Source organism: Glaciimonas sp. GNP009 (genome assembly GCF_054343755.1).
Genome location: NZ_JBTGUV010000004.1, coordinates 2873529 through 2889030, shown reverse-complemented (window position 1 = coordinate 2889030; position 15502 = coordinate 2873529). Strand labels below are relative to the sequence as shown.

The 15502-nt window shown below is 50.0% G+C and carries 17 protein-coding genes; 2 read left to right on the top strand and 15 right to left on the bottom strand.

Translation table 11 applies throughout. From position 1 onward, the window contains the following. Positions 1-46: 46 nt before the first annotated feature. The 6 genes from ACXX82_RS13545 to ACXX82_RS13520 form a co-directional block, all read right to left on the bottom strand. Positions 47-1243, bottom strand: coding sequence for an acetyl-CoA C-acyltransferase (locus ACXX82_RS13545; RefSeq protein WP_458563086.1), 1197 nt, complete (start codon positions 1241-1243; stop codon positions 47-49). A 14-nt stretch (positions 1244-1257) separates the two neighbouring features. Continuing rightward, positions 1258-3645, bottom strand: a complete 2388-nt coding sequence (locus tag ACXX82_RS13540; protein WP_458563085.1) for a 3-hydroxyacyl-CoA dehydrogenase/enoyl-CoA hydratase family protein — start codon at positions 3643-3645, stop codon at positions 1258-1260. An 83-nt stretch (positions 3646-3728) separates the two neighbouring features. Beyond that, the gene (locus tag ACXX82_RS13535; protein WP_458563084.1) at positions 3729-5519 is read right to left on the bottom strand and encodes an acyl-CoA dehydrogenase C-terminal domain-containing protein; all 1791 of its coding nucleotides are present in this window, start codon (positions 5517-5519) and stop codon (positions 3729-3731) included. Between the two features lie 25 nt (positions 5520-5544). Continuing rightward, positions 5545-6216 carry a TetR/AcrR family transcriptional regulator gene (locus ACXX82_RS13530; protein WP_323505899.1) on the bottom strand — a complete coding sequence of 224 codons (672 nt, stop codon included), beginning with the start codon at positions 6214-6216 and terminating at the stop codon, positions 5545-5547. 505 nt (positions 6217-6721) lie between these two features. Beyond that, positions 6722-7108, bottom strand: coding sequence for an RNA-binding S4 domain-containing protein (locus tag ACXX82_RS13525; protein WP_322235554.1), 387 nt, complete (start codon positions 7106-7108; stop codon positions 6722-6724). Between the two features lie 62 nt (positions 7109-7170). After that, the gene (locus ACXX82_RS13520; RefSeq protein WP_322235552.1) at positions 7171-7953 is read right to left on the bottom strand and encodes a Nif3-like dinuclear metal center hexameric protein; all 783 of its coding nucleotides are present in this window, start codon (positions 7951-7953) and stop codon (positions 7171-7173) included. Between the two features lie 15 nt (positions 7954-7968). On the opposite strand from ACXX82_RS13520, the gene ACXX82_RS13515 reads away from it, so the two are divergent. Together ACXX82_RS13515 and ACXX82_RS13510 are read left to right on the top strand one after the other, a co-directional pair. Further along, on the top strand, positions 7969-9138 hold the full coding sequence (locus ACXX82_RS13515; protein ID WP_458563083.1) for a Do family serine endopeptidase: 1170 nt from the start codon (positions 7969-7971) through the stop codon (positions 9136-9138). Positions 9139-9148: 10 nt separating this feature from the next. Next, the gene (locus ACXX82_RS13510) at positions 9149-9829 is read left to right on the top strand and encodes a DUF2461 domain-containing protein (RefSeq protein WP_458563082.1); all 681 of its coding nucleotides are present in this window, start codon (positions 9149-9151) and stop codon (positions 9827-9829) included. Positions 9830-10001: 172 nt separating this feature from the next. Here the strand turns inward: ACXX82_RS13510 and tatC are convergent, their stop codons facing one another. The 9 genes from tatC to hisH all read right to left on the bottom strand — a co-directional run bounded on the left by tatC (position 10002) and on the right by hisH (position 15494). After that, positions 10002-10769, bottom strand: coding sequence for a twin-arginine translocase subunit TatC (gene tatC, locus ACXX82_RS13505; RefSeq protein WP_322235548.1), 768 nt, complete (start codon positions 10767-10769; stop codon positions 10002-10004). Positions 10770-10877: 108 nt separating this feature from the next. Continuing rightward, a complete protein-coding gene (tatB, locus tag ACXX82_RS13500; RefSeq protein WP_322235546.1) occupies positions 10878-11375 on the bottom strand; it encodes a Sec-independent protein translocase protein TatB in 498 nt (165 codons plus the stop codon). Between the two features lie 68 nt (positions 11376-11443). Further along, positions 11444-11662: a Sec-independent protein translocase subunit TatA gene (gene tatA, locus ACXX82_RS13495; RefSeq protein WP_322235545.1), complete on the bottom strand. Its 219-nt coding sequence runs from the start codon at positions 11660-11662 to the stop codon at positions 11444-11446. A gap of 182 nt (positions 11663-11844) precedes the next feature. Further along, positions 11845-12216, bottom strand: a complete 372-nt coding sequence (locus ACXX82_RS13490) for a histidine triad nucleotide-binding protein (protein ID WP_458563081.1) — start codon at positions 12214-12216, stop codon at positions 11845-11847. Positions 12217-12301: 85 nt separating this feature from the next. Next, positions 12302-12709, bottom strand: a complete 408-nt coding sequence (locus ACXX82_RS13485; protein ID WP_458563080.1) for a phosphoribosyl-ATP diphosphatase — start codon at positions 12707-12709, stop codon at positions 12302-12304. Between the two features lie 16 nt (positions 12710-12725). Further along, a complete protein-coding gene (gene hisI / locus ACXX82_RS13480; protein ID WP_322235536.1) occupies positions 12726-13124 on the bottom strand; it encodes a phosphoribosyl-AMP cyclohydrolase in 399 nt (132 codons plus the stop codon). Beyond that, positions 13121-13885 (bottom strand): imidazole glycerol phosphate synthase subunit HisF, encoded by a 765-nt coding sequence (gene hisF / locus ACXX82_RS13475; protein ID WP_322235534.1) that lies wholly within the window; start codon positions 13883-13885, stop codon positions 13121-13123. The genes hisI and hisF overlap by 4 nt, the downstream gene beginning before the upstream one ends. Beyond that, positions 13882-14697, bottom strand: coding sequence for a 1-(5-phosphoribosyl)-5-[(5-phosphoribosylamino)methylideneamino]imidazole-4-carboxamide isomerase (gene hisA / locus ACXX82_RS13470; protein ID WP_322235532.1), 816 nt, complete (start codon positions 14695-14697; stop codon positions 13882-13884). The genes hisF and hisA overlap by 4 nt, the downstream gene beginning before the upstream one ends. A 158-nt stretch (positions 14698-14855) precedes the next feature. Beyond that, positions 14856-15494, bottom strand: coding sequence for an imidazole glycerol phosphate synthase subunit HisH (hisH, locus tag ACXX82_RS13465; protein ID WP_322235530.1), 639 nt, complete (start codon positions 15492-15494; stop codon positions 14856-14858). Between the last annotated feature and the right edge of the window lie 8 nt (positions 15495-15502).

Below are 15502 nucleotides of genomic sequence, written 5' to 3'. Positions count from 1 at the left end.
AGCAGTACGGCTTTTAATGTGATCAACGTCAAAGCAGTAACGCTTCTTACATACGTTCGAAAATTCCCGCCGCACCCATACCGGTCCCGACACACATCGTGACCATGCCGTACTTCAGATTCTTGCGACGTAGCGCATGAATTGTGGTCGCGGCGCGAATCGCACCGGTGGCACCAAGCGGATGGCCTAAAGCAATTGCGCCGCCCATCGGATTGACCTTCGACGGATCAAGTCCAAGGTCCTGAATCACCGCCAATGCCTGCGCCGCAAACGCTTCGTTCAATTCAATCCAGTCCAGTTGGTCTTGCGTAATACCCGCAGCGCGCAACGCAGCCGGTATCGCTTCTTTCGGACCAATTCCCATGATTTCCGGCGGCACGCCCCGAACTGCAAACGAGGCGAAACGTGCCAGCGGCGTCAAATTAAATTGCTTGAGAATTTTTTCGCTGACCAAAATCAACGCACCGGCACCATCCGAGGTCTGCGAACTATTACCAGCTGTGACGCTGCCTTTAGGCGAAAATACCGGCTTCAATTTAGCTAACGCTGCCAAGGTCGATTCGGCACGCGCACCTTCGTCACGATTAACCGTGCGGGTACTGATATCAATCTGCCCGGTTACCAAATTTGGAAAGCGCTCGATGATATCAACCGAGGTCGTCTCGTCATCGAATTCACCTGCCAATTGAGCGGCAATCGCTTTCTGATGCGACAGCAAAGCAAATGCATCCTGCGACTCGCGCGAGACTTTCCATTGCTTCGCAACGTTCTCTGCCGTCAGACCCATGCCATACGCCATGCCAATATTTTCGTCCTTGAAGACGTTCATGTTGACCGATGGATGAAAGCCCATCATCGGTACCATCGACATTGACTCAGCACCGCCAGCAATCATGACATCGGCCTGGCCAACACGAATCCGGTCGGCTGCCATTGCAATGGCAGTAATGCCGGAGGCGCAATAGCGATTAACGGTGACGCCACCGATAGTGTTCGGCAAGCCAGCCAGCAATATGCCGTTACGCGCCATATTCAGGCCTTGTGCGCCCTCAGGAAACGAGCAGCCGATGATCGCATCTTCAACTAGTTTAGGATCCAGATCCGGCACTTGCGCCATCACTGATTGCAGTACACGCACCAACAAGTCGTCGGGACGGGTGTTCTTGAACATGCCGCGGGGCGCTTTACCGATTGGCGTCCGGGTCGCGGCAACGATATAAGCGTCTTGAAGTTGTTTAGTCATTTAAATCTCCGTTATTAGTTGCGGACCGGCTTGCCGGTTTGCAGCATGCCCATGATGCGCTCCTGCGTTTTTGGATGATTCAGCAGTTCGATAAAGGCTTTGCGCTCAAGATCCAACAGCCATTGTTCGTTCACCAGACTGCCTTCTTCGACTTCCCCGCCGCAGACAATTTCAGCCACCATGCAACCCAACTTGTAGTCATGCGCCGAGATAAAACCACCATCGCGCATGTTCACCAGTTGCGCCATGATGGTTGCAATACCGCTGCGACCAACGACCGGAATCAGGGCTTTCAATGGCGGACGATATCCAGCATCGAACATCGCACGGGCCTCAACCTTGGCGACATGCAGTAATTCATACGTATTAAAAACGATGACATCGCTCGGCTTCAGATAGCCCATCTTCTTGGCTTCCAATGCCGACTTCGACACGTTCGCAGTCGCTGCATTGAGGAATGAGGACTTAAGAAATTGCAGAATGTCGTTGCCGCTGGCGTCATGCGCTGCGCGCACTGCTGCTTCTTTCAAACCACCACCGGCTGGAATCAAACCGACGCCGACTTCGACGAGACCGATGTAGGATTCGAGAGCCGCAACACGCTTGGCTGCGTGCAGGGCCAATTCGCAGCCACCGCCCAACGCCAAACCAGCCACCGCAGCAACCACCGGAACGCTCGCATACTTCAAGCCCATGAAAGCCTGCTGCAACTGCGCGACCATCGGTTCAATGGCTTTGACGCCGCCTGACATAAACAGGGGAAGCATCGATTGTAAATCTGCGCCGGCGGAGAACGCACCGCCATTTGCGGCATCCGCGTGCCACAACACCAAGCCCTTGAAGTTCTTTTCGGCTTCAGTCACGGCCATGTTCAGACCTGCAATAACACCCGGTCCGATGACATGCAACTTAGTCTTAAACGAAATAATCAGGACTTCGTCGTTTTGATGCCAGAGACGGACCGATTCATCTTCAAATACAGTCGTACCGGCAGTAGTACCGGCAGCGACACCTTCACCTACCAACGGAGCACGGAACAATTGCCGCTGATATACCGCCAGATCAGATCGTGCAACGTTCGCTTTCTTCGCTGGAGAATAAGAGCCATCAGCGCTGTGCACACCAGTGCGACCATCGAAGACCCAAGCCGGTAAAGGCGCGTTGCACAATGCTTTGCCCGCATCGATATCTTCCTTCACCCATCCAGCAATTTGTTGCCAGCCGGCAGCTTGCCAGATTTCAAACGGGCCAACACTCCAGCCAAAACCCCATCGCATCGCGAAATCGATATCGCGTGCGTTATCAGCAATCGCATCCAGATGAATGGCAATATAGTGAAAGCCATCCCGAAAAATCGACCATAGAAATTGCGCTTGTGGGTTAGTCGATTCGCGCAATGCTTTCATACGCTTAACTGGATCTTTATCTTTCAGGATGCGGGCCACCAAGTCATCGGCCTTGCCGCCGCCAGCAACATAGTCACCTGTCGCAGCATCAATACGCAAAATATCCTTGCCGACTTTTTTATAGAATCCAGCACCGGTTTTTTGGCCCAATGCGCCTTGCCCAATCAACTTGGAGAGCAATGGCGGTGTTGTATAGACGCCGTAAAATGGATCATCTTTCAAACTATCTTGCATAGTTTTGATGACATGTCCCATCGTATCCAGACCCACGACGTCAGCGGTGCGGAACGTGCCGGACTTGGCGCGGCCTAATTTGGCGCCGGTTAAATCATCGACGACATCGACCGACAGACCAAATTTCTCGGCCTGATGCGCCGTCGACAAAATACCGAACACGCCGACACGGTTGGCGATGAAGTTTGGCGTATCTTTGGCGCGTACAACACCTTTACCAAGTGTTGTAGCCAGAAAGCCTTCTAGCTGATCCAAAATTTCCGGACGCGTCGACGCGGTAGGAATCAGTTCAACCAAATGCATGTAGCGCGGGGGATTGAAAAAATGCACACCGCAAAAGCGCGCTTTCAATTCATCATCAAAACCTTCGGATAATCCGGTAATCGACAGGCCAGAAGTATTCGAGGCAAAAATAGCTTTAGGCGCGATATGCGGTGCGACCTTTTTGTAAAGATCGTGCTTCCAGTCCATGCGCTCGGCAATCGCTTCAATGATCAGATCGCAATCGCCAAGTAAGGCCAGATTGTCTTCGTAGTTGCCGACCTCAATCAACGCTGCATCGTCTTTGTTTCCTAACGGTGCGGGGCTGAGTTTTTTCAAATTCTCGATGGCGCGCAGCACGATCCCGTTCTTCGGACCTTCTTTAGCTGGCAAATCAAACAGAATGACCGGCACCTTGGCATTTAGACAGTGCGCAGCAATTTGTGCACCCATTACGCCAGCACCGAGAACGGCGACTTTTTTAACGATAAAATTGGACACTGTTGTCTCCTTAATTTAACAATTCTGGTACGAAAAATACAGAAAAATGCATAGCGGAAGCTTCCAACCGCTATGCAGAAAATTTAAAACAGGTCAGCATCCAACGCCATAAGGCTAGCCGAACCGGCGCGTGCCTGACGAATCAACATGGCTGTTTCTGGCAATAAGCGCGCAAAGTAAAAGCGCGCTGTCGCTAGTTTAGACACGTAAAAGGTATCGCCACTGCCCTGCTTTTCCAACGCTATTTTTGCCATCTGTGCAAAGAAGTACGCATACACCAAATGACCAACTACGCGCAGATAGGGTACCGCAGCGGCACCGGCTTCGTCTTTATTCTGGAACGACTTCATACCGATTTCCATCGTCAGTTTAGTGACCTTATCACCCAAATCGGCCAGCGGCGTGATGAACTCCGATAAGGCTTCGTCCGTGCCATTCTCTTCGATAAAAGCTTGCACTTTGGCACCGAATTTCTTCAACTTGACGCCGTTATCCATCAACACTTTACGGCCTAACAAATCCAATGACTGAATCGTATTGGTACCTTCATAAATCATGTTGATACGGGCATCACGCACATATTGCTCCATGCCCCATTCAGCGATATAACCATGGCCGCCATAGACTTGCATACACTCTGAAGTGGCGATCCAGGCGTTGTCCGTGATAAACGCTTTAACGATTGGCGTCAGCAATGCCACCTCATCAGCCGCATCTTTACGCACCGCTTCGTCGGGATGATTTAATTCCTTGTCAATTTGCAAGGCAACATAGGTGCAGAATGCACGGCCGCCTTCTGCGTAGGCCTTGGCAGTCAATAGCATGCGCCGCACGTCTGGATGCACGATGATCGGATCGGCAGCTTTATCCGGCGCTTTGATACCTGACAAGCTACGCATCTGTATCCGGTCTTTGGCGTAGACCAAGGCATTTTGATAAGCGACTTCCGTGAGACCAAGACCTTGCATGCCGACACCCAGACGCGCCGCGTTCATGAACACAAACATCGCATTCAAGCCTTTATGCGGACCGCCAATAATCCAGCCTGCCGCGCCATCCAGATTCATCTGGCAGGTTGAATTGCCGTGGATACCCATTTTTTCTTCAATGGCACCGCATGTGATTGGATTACGTGCACCGAGAGTGCCATCTGCATTAGGCAAGAATTTCGGCACCAAAAATAACGAAATCCCTTTTGATCCTTGCGGCGCATCAGGCAACCGTGCCAAGACCAAATGCAGGATGTTGTCGGCCATATCGTGTTCACCAGCGGAGATAAAAATCTTGCTGCCCGTAATCAGATAAGAACCATCCGGCTGCGGCTCGGCTTTTGAGCGCAACATGCCAAGATCTGTGCCGCAATGCGATTCGGTCAGACACATGGTGCCGGTCCATTCGCCTGATACCAGCTTTGGCAGATACACCGCTTTTTGTTCTGGCGTTCCATGCTCAAGTAAGCACTCGTAAGCGCCGTGCGACAAGCCAGGATACATAGTCCATGCTTGATTGGCAGAATTCATCATCTCGTAAAACGAATTATTCATCACCAGCGGCAAACCCTGGCCACCAAATTCCGGCACGCACGACAGCGCGGGCCAACCGGCTTCAACGTATTGCTTATAAGCTTCTTTGAAGCCCTTTGGCGTGGTAACAGTTTTATGATCTTTATCGTGCGCGCATCCTTCGCGGTCACCAGAATGGTTTAGCGGAAACAATACCTGCGACGTAAATTTACCGCCCTCTTCCAATATCTGATTGATGATATCCGCATCAATCTCCGCATGCTTCGGCAATTGCTTCAGTTCATCTTCGACATGTAACAACTCGTGCATAACGAATTGCATATCCCGCAGCGGCGCGACGTATTGACCCATGGTGTTCTCCTGATATTTAAATTTGTCAGACTGCTTTATGCGCAGACGAAGTTTGATTTTTTGCTGACACCGTGTTGCTGGCGTCTTTTTGTTCTGGCATGTTGCTGCGATTACTTTGATAACTTTGAATGAGGCGATCAAAGCCAGCTTGCGCACGTTCTTCGCTACCAGCTTTTTTTAGAAAGCGGGCATCGTGATGTAAACCCAAAATCAAGCCATACATCTCATAGACTAATTGGTCGGCATCGGTATCGGTGCGCAGATGATGTGATTCAATTGACTGGCGCACGCAACGGCATAAAGCTTTTTGCCAGGTATCGACCATCGATACTAATTGGTCGCGGATTTGTCCCGGACGATCGTCGTATTCAACTGCACCGCTAATGTAGATACAGCCGGATGAAATCTCGATCGTGACTTGTTTGATCCAACGCGCAAACATGCCGCGCAAGCGAGGTAATCCGCGTGCTTCCTTGATGCTTGGATAAAATACTTCTTGTTCAAAATGACGATGGTAAAGTTTGACGACTTCAATTTGCAGATCTTCACGTGAGCCGAAATGCGCGAATACACCCGACTTGCTCATGCTCATTTTTTCAGCCAGCAAACCTATCGTGAGCCCTTCCAGGCCATTGCGGCTGGCAAGATCAAGCGCTACATCGAGAATGGCAACGCGCGTGAGTTCGCCTTTTCGCATAAATTTAGTTTGCGTGCCCATGATTGTATGTCCCACAGTATTCCCATCTTTTTTAGGATTTACGCAAAATCGCCCCAACGGCGTTGTGCTCTTCTAGCCACCGGCGAGGCCTGACCTGCACGGCCTAGGCGGCCCAAAACTAACATACCGACGTCGACGGCAGGTTTGACAAGTCCATTGCTGGGAAGGTTTTGCGTAAGTCCTAATAGTTAATAATCTGCTCGTAGAAATAATACGAACGACCGTTCTATTATGCACCAAAAATAGTCCTATGACATACGTTAGAGGGCAAATTCTAGTGATGCGCTTTTACCTCTGCCAAGACAGTGATACGTCATTATTGTTGAATTTAATCAAGTCAATTTACTTAAAATAAAAGCAATTTTATTGCGCCACGAAAACATCAAAGCGCTCTAAAAATAAATGGGTAAATCGCCAAAAAAAAACAGGTCTGGTGTCCGTTTGGGGCGTCCAGTCCGCTCATTATTTAGCTTTTCTTCGGACTTCATGTCTGATTTTTATCAATCAATCGCCGGTCGCGCTTGGTTGGGCGTCCTTTTATGCGCATCGTCGGCTCGTGAAAGTATTTTCGGTCTTCTGCCACAACTTCGCGTTTTTTGAGGCTTTGTTCGGTTTCCGTATACAACGTTTGTGCGATCGCAGCCGATCCCCGCACGTCGGCGAGGCGCTGCACGACGACCTCCCATTCGTTGGCACTATTGTTGATAGCCAACGTATCACCGACTTTGACATTGTGCGCAGGCTTGACCCGATCGCCGTTCAGGGCGACCTTGCCGGTAAGAACCGCCTCTGTAGCGAGTGAACGGGTCTTAAAAAATCGGGCCGCCCACAACCATTTATCGATGCGTACCGTTTCTACTAAATTTTGCATACCAGCCCTGATACAGCGTTAAGGGAATCAAATAAGACGACTAAACGGATTAAGCAGAATATTTAAACTGGATTATCAATATCAATAAATTGATGCGTCATGCCAAAGTGTTCCGCAAGGTGCTGGCCCAAGGCTTGCACGCCGTAGCGTTCGGTGGCGTGATGTCCCGCGGCCAGATAGGCGACGCCGGATTCACGCGCCAAATGGACGGTCGGCTCCGAAATTTCACCACTCATATATACGCTTGCACCCGCCGTAATCGCAGCACCCAATAAATTTTGGGCCGCGCCGGTACACCAGGCAATCTGCCCCAACGGCTGCGACGGGTCACCGATCAGCGTTGGCTGACGCCGCAGTTTTCGCTCAATTAATTGCGCCAGATCACCCACTGTCCGGACCGCAGGATCAGCGACGGAACCCAGCCAGCCAAGGTTATCCTCACCAAAACGTCCATTTTCAACCAGTCCCAGTTCGCTTGCCAACTGCGCGTTATTCCCCAATGTCGCATGTGCATCTAGTGGCAAATGATAGGCAAATAGATTAATGTCGTGCGTCAAAAGCAATTTCAGTCTATTGTGTTTAGGCCCAATCACCCGCGCGTCCTCGCCTCGCCAGAAGTAACCGTGGTGCACAAGTATCGCATCAGCACCGGCTTCAAGCGCTGCTTCAAGCAAAGCCTGACTAGCGGTGACGCCAGTAATCAGTGTGGATATGTCAGTGCGCCCTTCCACCTGCAGGCCATTTGGGCAATAATCACGGTATTGTGTAATATTTAGCATTTCTGCCATATATTTTTCAAGTTGCACGCGGCTTACCGGCTTTTTACTCACCAACTTTTGATGCATTATCAGACCTCTTATATGCGACGTTTCTGGCTATTGTTTGCGCAAACCGTCACCATCGGTTTAGCGATCTGGTTCATTTTAACCACCCTCAAACCCGAATGGGTTAACGGCGGATTGAGCGCCAACACGCGATTACATATTGCCACCTCCAAGGTGCCAATTCAAGAAGCAGTTCCCGGCACAAAGGCCCAGAATTCATACCGCGATGCCTCAAAGCTCGCCATGCCTTCGGTCGTGAATATTTTCACTACAAAAGAAGCCAAGGCCTCGCCGAATCCGCTTTTGCAGGATCCATTATTCAAAAAATACTTTGGCGACCGATCAGAGCCAGAAGAAAAGCAGTCTAGCCTCGGCTCGGGCGTCATCGTCAGTTCTCAAGGTTATATTTTGACCAATAACCATGTGGTCGAAGCCGCTGACGAAATTGAAGTGGGACTGGCAGATGGGCGTACCGCCACCGCGAAAGTCGTCGGTAGTGACCCTGACACCGATCTGGCGGTGATTAAGATTGACTTGCCAAACTTGCCAGCGATTACGCTCGGCCATATCGATGAGGCCAGCGTAGGTGACGTCGTATTGGCAATCGGCAATCCGTTCGGGGTCGGTCAGACTGTCACCATGGGAATCATTTCCGCACTTGGTCGCAGTCATCTCGGTATCAACGCATTCGAAAATTTTATTCAAACCGACGCCGCGATCAATCCCGGCAATTCAGGCGGCGCACTGGTTGATACCAATGGCAATCTGCTCGGTATCAATACAGCAATTTACTCTCGTACCGGTGGTTCGTTGGGGATCGGTTTCGCCATTCCGGTATCAACCGCTAAAACGGTCATGGAATCAATCATCAATACCGGTAGCGTGGTGCGCGGCTATATTGGTGTTGAGCCACAAGATATTACCCCTGAACTGGCGGAAAGCTTTGGCCTGGCGCAGAAAAAGGGCGCAATTATTGCGGGCGTTCTGAAAAATGGTCCAGCAGATAAGGCCGGCATAAAACCCGGCGATATTCTGGTGGCAATTAATGAGACGCCGATTGCAGACACGACGGACCTACTTAATGTGGTCGCAAAATTTGCGCCCGGTACCAAGGTCAAAATGGAAGTGATCCGTAAAACGAAAAAAATCGCGATTGATCTGTTAATTGGCAAGCGTCCGCTCCTCAAACAACAAGAACAAGAATAGAGAGCAATTGATGCACGTGCGCGACCTGACGCAATTTTTGGCCGAATTATCGGAAAATAATAATCGTGCGTGGTTTGTGATGAACAAACCACGTTACGACATCTTGCGGGCGGAGTTTCTCGAGTTAGTCATTCGCCTTATCGGGGAAATTACACGTTTCGATCCTGCAGTGGCGGCCTGTAATCCTAAAAAAGCGCTGTTTAGAATTAACCGGGACATGCGCTTTTCGCACGATAAAAATCCGTATAAAACAACGTTTTCTGCCGCGATAACAGCTAGCGGCCTAAAGCGACCAAGCCAGGGCGGCGGGCCAATGTACTATTTTCACGTCAATGCCGATGGCATGTTGCGCATCGCGGCAGGAGAATATGTACCGCCGATTGATCGTTTACGGGCTATCCGCCAACAAATCGTGAGCGATAACATTGGCTTTAGTAAGCTAATAAAAAATAAAAAATTAATTGGAAGTTACAACGGCCTTCAAATTGGCGAACAATTAGTGCGGCCGCCCAAAGGTTTTGACGCTGCATCGCCTCACATTGACTATATTCGACTGAAAAGTTTCTTGGTGCGTCGAGAGCAGCCAATCAATAAAATGCTCGGCGAGGCAATGGAAAAAGAACTTATCGCCAGCTTTAAGGATGCCTATCCGCTGGTCAGTTGGCTGCGTCAAATCAACACATTCGAATGATAAGAGCGATAAAGAAAGAGATAAAGAAAGAGATAAAATTAGGGTAACGATAGACCAACGATGATGGGCGCATGATGGGGATGACGGCAGTGGTCAGCCTAATTTCGTGCAGCGCTATAACTCAGTTATCAAGTTGAAGCGCGGACGAGCCATCGTGCCGCGCTACAAAACGTCAGATAGTTTCTTCAGCATCCTTCGGCGCTTGGGTTGCCTTGACGAACAAAGGGGCAACAAGAAGGCCGACTTCATATAGCAGACACAGCGGCACCGCCAATAATAACTGGCTCATAATGTCGGGCGGCGTGACCACCGCCGCGACGACGAACGCCCCGACCACGACATAAGGTCGAATTGCTTTCAGCTTTTCAAGCGAAACCAGACCCATACGCACCAACACGATCACAACGATTGGAACCTCGAACGTCAAGCCGAAAGCGATGAACATCGTCATCACAAAATCAAAATAACTATCGATATCCGGCGCGACCGAAATGGATTTGGGTGCAAAGTTGTTAATGAAGTGAAAAATGACCTTAAACACCAGGAAGTAACAGAAAGCGACCCCGGTGATAAATAGGGCAGATGATGAAATCACCAGCGGTGCGATGAGCTTTTTTTCGTGCGCGTACAAACCTGGAGCAATGAATGCCCACAATTGATACAGAACCCACGGCAGGGCAATAACGAACGCCACCAGCAACGTTACCTTAACCGGGATAAGAAAAGGCGTTATCACGCCGGTAGCAATCATTTTGCTGCCAGTCGGAAGTGCTGCGATCATTGGTGCGGCCAACAGATCGTAAATATTCGCCGCCCAAGGCATCAGGCAAAGAAAGACCACGATAACCGCGATTGACGCCTTCATGATGCGATTGCGCAACTCCACCAAATGCGAGATAAATGTTTCCTCGACGGCGCTGGTTTTTGATTCTTCAGTCATGGTTCACACCAACGTTATTGTGCAGACTAGCCTGCTGGCGTAAATAGGGGAAACCCGATGGATACATACCATCAGAATTGTTAACGAGATTGTGACCGACGATCAAACTCATGCGTAAAAAGAAGAGTTATTTTTGGTCCGGCCGGCAGGACGGTATTTTGCAACACGCGCCGCGCCTGAGATAACGCGCGCTTTTCGTCCATTCTGGCTTTTATACCATCCCGGAATCGCGCTATTTTTTGCGAGTTTTTTCTTGCGAAAATTTTTGGCTTTACGCGCAAGCTGTTCGACGTTGCCGGTCACTAACGGCGTGTCTGTGAGATTGTCATCCCAAGCAGCGTGCAACGAATCTTTGGTATCCGAGATTGTCCGTGAAACACTGTCCTCAAATCCACTGGCAGCGTCCTGCACGTCTTTTTGCATCTTGCGCAAACCTTCGAGCTCAATCTCACGACTGACCTCGGATTTGACCTCATTGATATAACGCTGGGCGCGACCAAACAACGAGCCCGCCATGCGTGCTACGGTCGGCAATTTTTCCGGTCCAATCACAACCAGTGCAACGACGCCAATTACTGCGAGTTTCGTGAGGCCAATATCAATCATGAGGTGATTGCGGCAAACGCTGAATGTGCATAACTCCGGCAAAACAACACTATGCCGGAGTCATTCAATCAACGGCCGGTTTTATCCTGTTCTTTGGCTGCAACGTCAATGGTCGGTTTGACTGCTTGCGCTTCGGCTTCTTTCTCTTCTTCGCCTTTAACACCGTCTTTAAAGCCTTTGACGGCCTTTCCAAGATCAGCGCCCATATTGCCAATTTTTTTGGTGCCGAATACCAACATCACGATAACCAGCACTATTAACCAGTGCCATATACTGAACGAACCCATACTATCTCCTTGCCGAACGATGATGTCCGGAACGCTATGACCACAGTGCCAGACAATAATAGTCTGGCGGTACTGTGTGCTTATTTACTTGTGCACTTACTTCAATTGCCAAATTCGGTACTGCCATCTCGCGCCACCATCAGGAAACAATGGATGAGGCCTTCAAAACTCTAGCTGCCGTCTCAATGCTGCCCTTTCCAGGGGCGTGGGCCACCGATCACGTGCACATGCAAATGGTATACCTCTTGACCGCCATCTGGACCGGTATTGAATAAAGTCTTGAAGCCGCCGCTTGACTGGCCTTTCGCATCGATTTTGTAGCCGCAACCCTGCTCTTCGGCCAGACGCGAAACCAATAACATCATTTTACCTAGCAACGCCGCATGTTGCTCGCCGCAGTCTGCAAGAGTAGAAATATGTTGCTTTGGAATAATCAAAAAATGAACCGGTGCGGCCGGGTTGTGATCATGAAAAGCCACCACATCGTCATCTTCGTAAATGAGGTTGGATGATATCTGTTTAGAAGCGATCTTGCAAAAAATACAGTTGTCCAAATTCATCTCCACGGATTGATAACGCCATAGTGGTATTAGTTTTGCTACGGCGCGAAAACTCAGATTTTAACGATGCAATTTTTTGTTACGCTTTATTGTTTTTTTGCACTGCTTGTACAGCCGGAACGTCTTGTAATTCTTCTTTTTCGCGTGCAATCAGCTTTCGATTCGCTTTTTCTTCAATGCCCGACAAACCCTCACGGCGCGCCAGCTCGTTTAATACATCCTGCGGCGTCAAATCGAACTGCGCCAACATGATCATAGAATGAAACCAAAGGTCGGCACATTCATACAACACATGTGATTTATCGCCATCGACCCGCGCATCCTTGGCCGCCATCACGGTTTCGGTCGCTTCTTCACCGATTTTTTTCAAAATCGCATCGTCGCCCTTCGAAAACAGGCGAGCAACATACGATTTTTCAGGGTCTCCGCCATTGATTAACTTGCGCGACTCAATAATCTCGGACAACCGTCGTAGCGTATCACTCATGATGCAGACTCATTATTCATTTATACATTATCTTCGGATCTTTCAGGACTGGCTCTACGGCATTCCAGAGACCTGATTTTTCCGAACCTTCAAACTTTTGGAAGAAACAAGAGTGGCGCCCCGTATGACATGCGATGTCACCGGCTTGCTCAACTCTTAACAGCACGACATCTTCATCACAATCCAGGCGGATTTCATGTACTTTTTGCACGTGACCAGATTCTTCACCTTTATGCCAAAGCTTCTTGCGCGAACGGCTCCAATACACCGCCTCACCCAGAGCAACCGTTTTTGCGAGTGCATCACGATTCATCCAGGCAAACATCAACACATCGCCAGATCCGACTTCTTGCGCGATGACCGGCACTAAACCGTGCTCATCCCATCTCACTTTATTTAACCAGGTCACACTCATGCCAGCCTCATCGGAATTTGTTGTGCAGCCATAAAACGTTTGGCTTCTTGTACCGTATGTTGCCCATAATGGAAGATACTCGCCGCCAATACTGCATCCGCACGACCAATTTTGATACCATCAGCCAGATCCTGCAAACCACCGACGCCACCGGAAGCAATCACCGGAATTCTCACCGCGTTAGAGACGCTACTCGTCAGCGCCAGATCGAATCCAGCCTTGGTGCCATCACGATCCATGCTGGTCAACAAAATTTCACCGGCACCAAGTAGCTCCATCTTTTGCGCCCACTCAATCGCATCCAGCCCAGTCGCGGTGCGACCGCCGTGCGTAAAGACTTCCCATTTTCCGGGTGCCGTTTGTTTGGCATCGATGGCGACGACAATACATTGCGAACCGTATTTGCTGGCCGCGTCTGCGACTAATTGCGGATTAGTGACGGCAGAAGTGTTAATGCTGACCTTGTCAGCACCCGCGTTTAACAAACGGCGGACATCGGAAACAACACGTACACCGCCGCCGACTGTTAATGGAATAAATACCTGCGAGGCTACCGCTTCGATGATGTCAAGAATCAGATCGCGGTTGTCCGAAGAAGCCGTAATATCAAGGAAAGTGAGCTCGTCCGCGCCCTGCTCATCATAACGACGCGCAATTTCGACCGGGTCCCCAGCATCGCGCAGCTCGGTAAAATTAACGCCCTTCACAACGCGACCATTGGTCACATCCAGGCAAGGAATGATACGCTTGGCGAGTGTCATGATTGATCAGCGTCCGGCTGCTCCGACAAATCATCTTCCGCGTCAGCTGACTCCGTCAGTTCGTCAGCACGCTCTTGCGCGCTGCGCAAATCGAGTGTGCCTTCATAAATTGACCGACCGCAGATAACGCCTTCAATCCCTTCGTCTTGCACCGCACACAAAGCCTCAACGTCATCAATATTGTGGACGCCGCCCGAGGCAATAACAGGAATCGACATACTTTGGGCCAGTTTGACTGTTGCCTCAATATTTACGCCGCCCATCATGCCATCGCGACCAATATCGGTATAGATGATCGAGTTGCAACCGTAATCTTCGAATTTTTTCGCCAGATCGATGACTTCATGGCCCGACAGTTTGCTCCAGCCATCGGTCGCCACTTTGCCATCCCGCGCATCAAGGCCGACAATGATTTGTCCTGGAAAAGCGCTACAGGCATCGTGTAAAAAGCCAGGATTCTTCACCGCAGCAGTGCCAATGATGATGTAGCTCAATCCATCGTCCAGATAACGTTCAATTGTGTCGAGATCACGAATACCGCCGCCCAATTGCACCGGAATTTCATCAATGCCGTGCGCTAATGCAAACTCGCGAACTGATTTGATGATGGATTTAACGGCTGACTCATTTTTCGGTTTGCCAGCAAAAGCGCCATTCAAATCAACCAGATGCAGACGACGTGCGCCTTGCTCTAGCCAATGCAGCGCCATTTTGCCCGGATCATCGGAAAATACAGTGGCTTGGTTCATGTCACCTTGTTTCAGGCGAACACAGTGACCGTCTTTCAGGTCGATTGCAGGTATCAGCAGCATGGCTACAATTTGAGAAGTAGGTTAAAAAAATAAACGTAAAAATAAATATGAAACCGATATAAGCGCTGCATATTACGCACTAAAAACTGAACAAGCCAATCAAGAGGGCGCTAAATCAGCCAAACACCCGAACCGGCTAGCCAGCTACCATCACGCAATCAGGGGTTCCAGTGGACGAAGTTCTTGTAAAGCTGCAGACCCGCAGAGGCACTTTTCTCCGGGTGGAACTGCGTCGCGAAAATATTATCACGTGCGACCGCACAACTGAATGGCGCACCATAATTGGTCTCGCCGACAGTGTGAGCAGGATCTGCCGGAACCGCATAATAACTATGAACGAAATAGAAATACGCGTCGTCAGCAACGTCCTGCCATAATGGATGAGAGCGTGACTGATGAACCCGATTCCATCCCATTTGGGGGACCTTAAAACGCGAACCATCTTCCTGCAACTGTTCGTCGAGTTGGAAACGCACCACTTTGCCCGGCAACAAACCCAGACCTGGCGTATCGCCCTCGTCGCTCCAGTCAAACAACATCTGCTCGCCAATGCATACGCCCAACAACGGTTTATTGCGTGCCGCTACGAGTACTGCCTCTTGCACACCAGAATCACGCAAGCTGCGCATGCAATCCGGCATTGCTCCCTGACCCGGTAATACGATGCGGTCAGCCGACTGAATCTCGGCGACATCACCTGAAATACGCACGTCAGCCTCTGGCGCTACCTGACGCAAGGCCTGCGCTACCGAGCGCAAATTGCCGACGCCATAATCAACTATAACAATTTTTTTCATAATAAAAA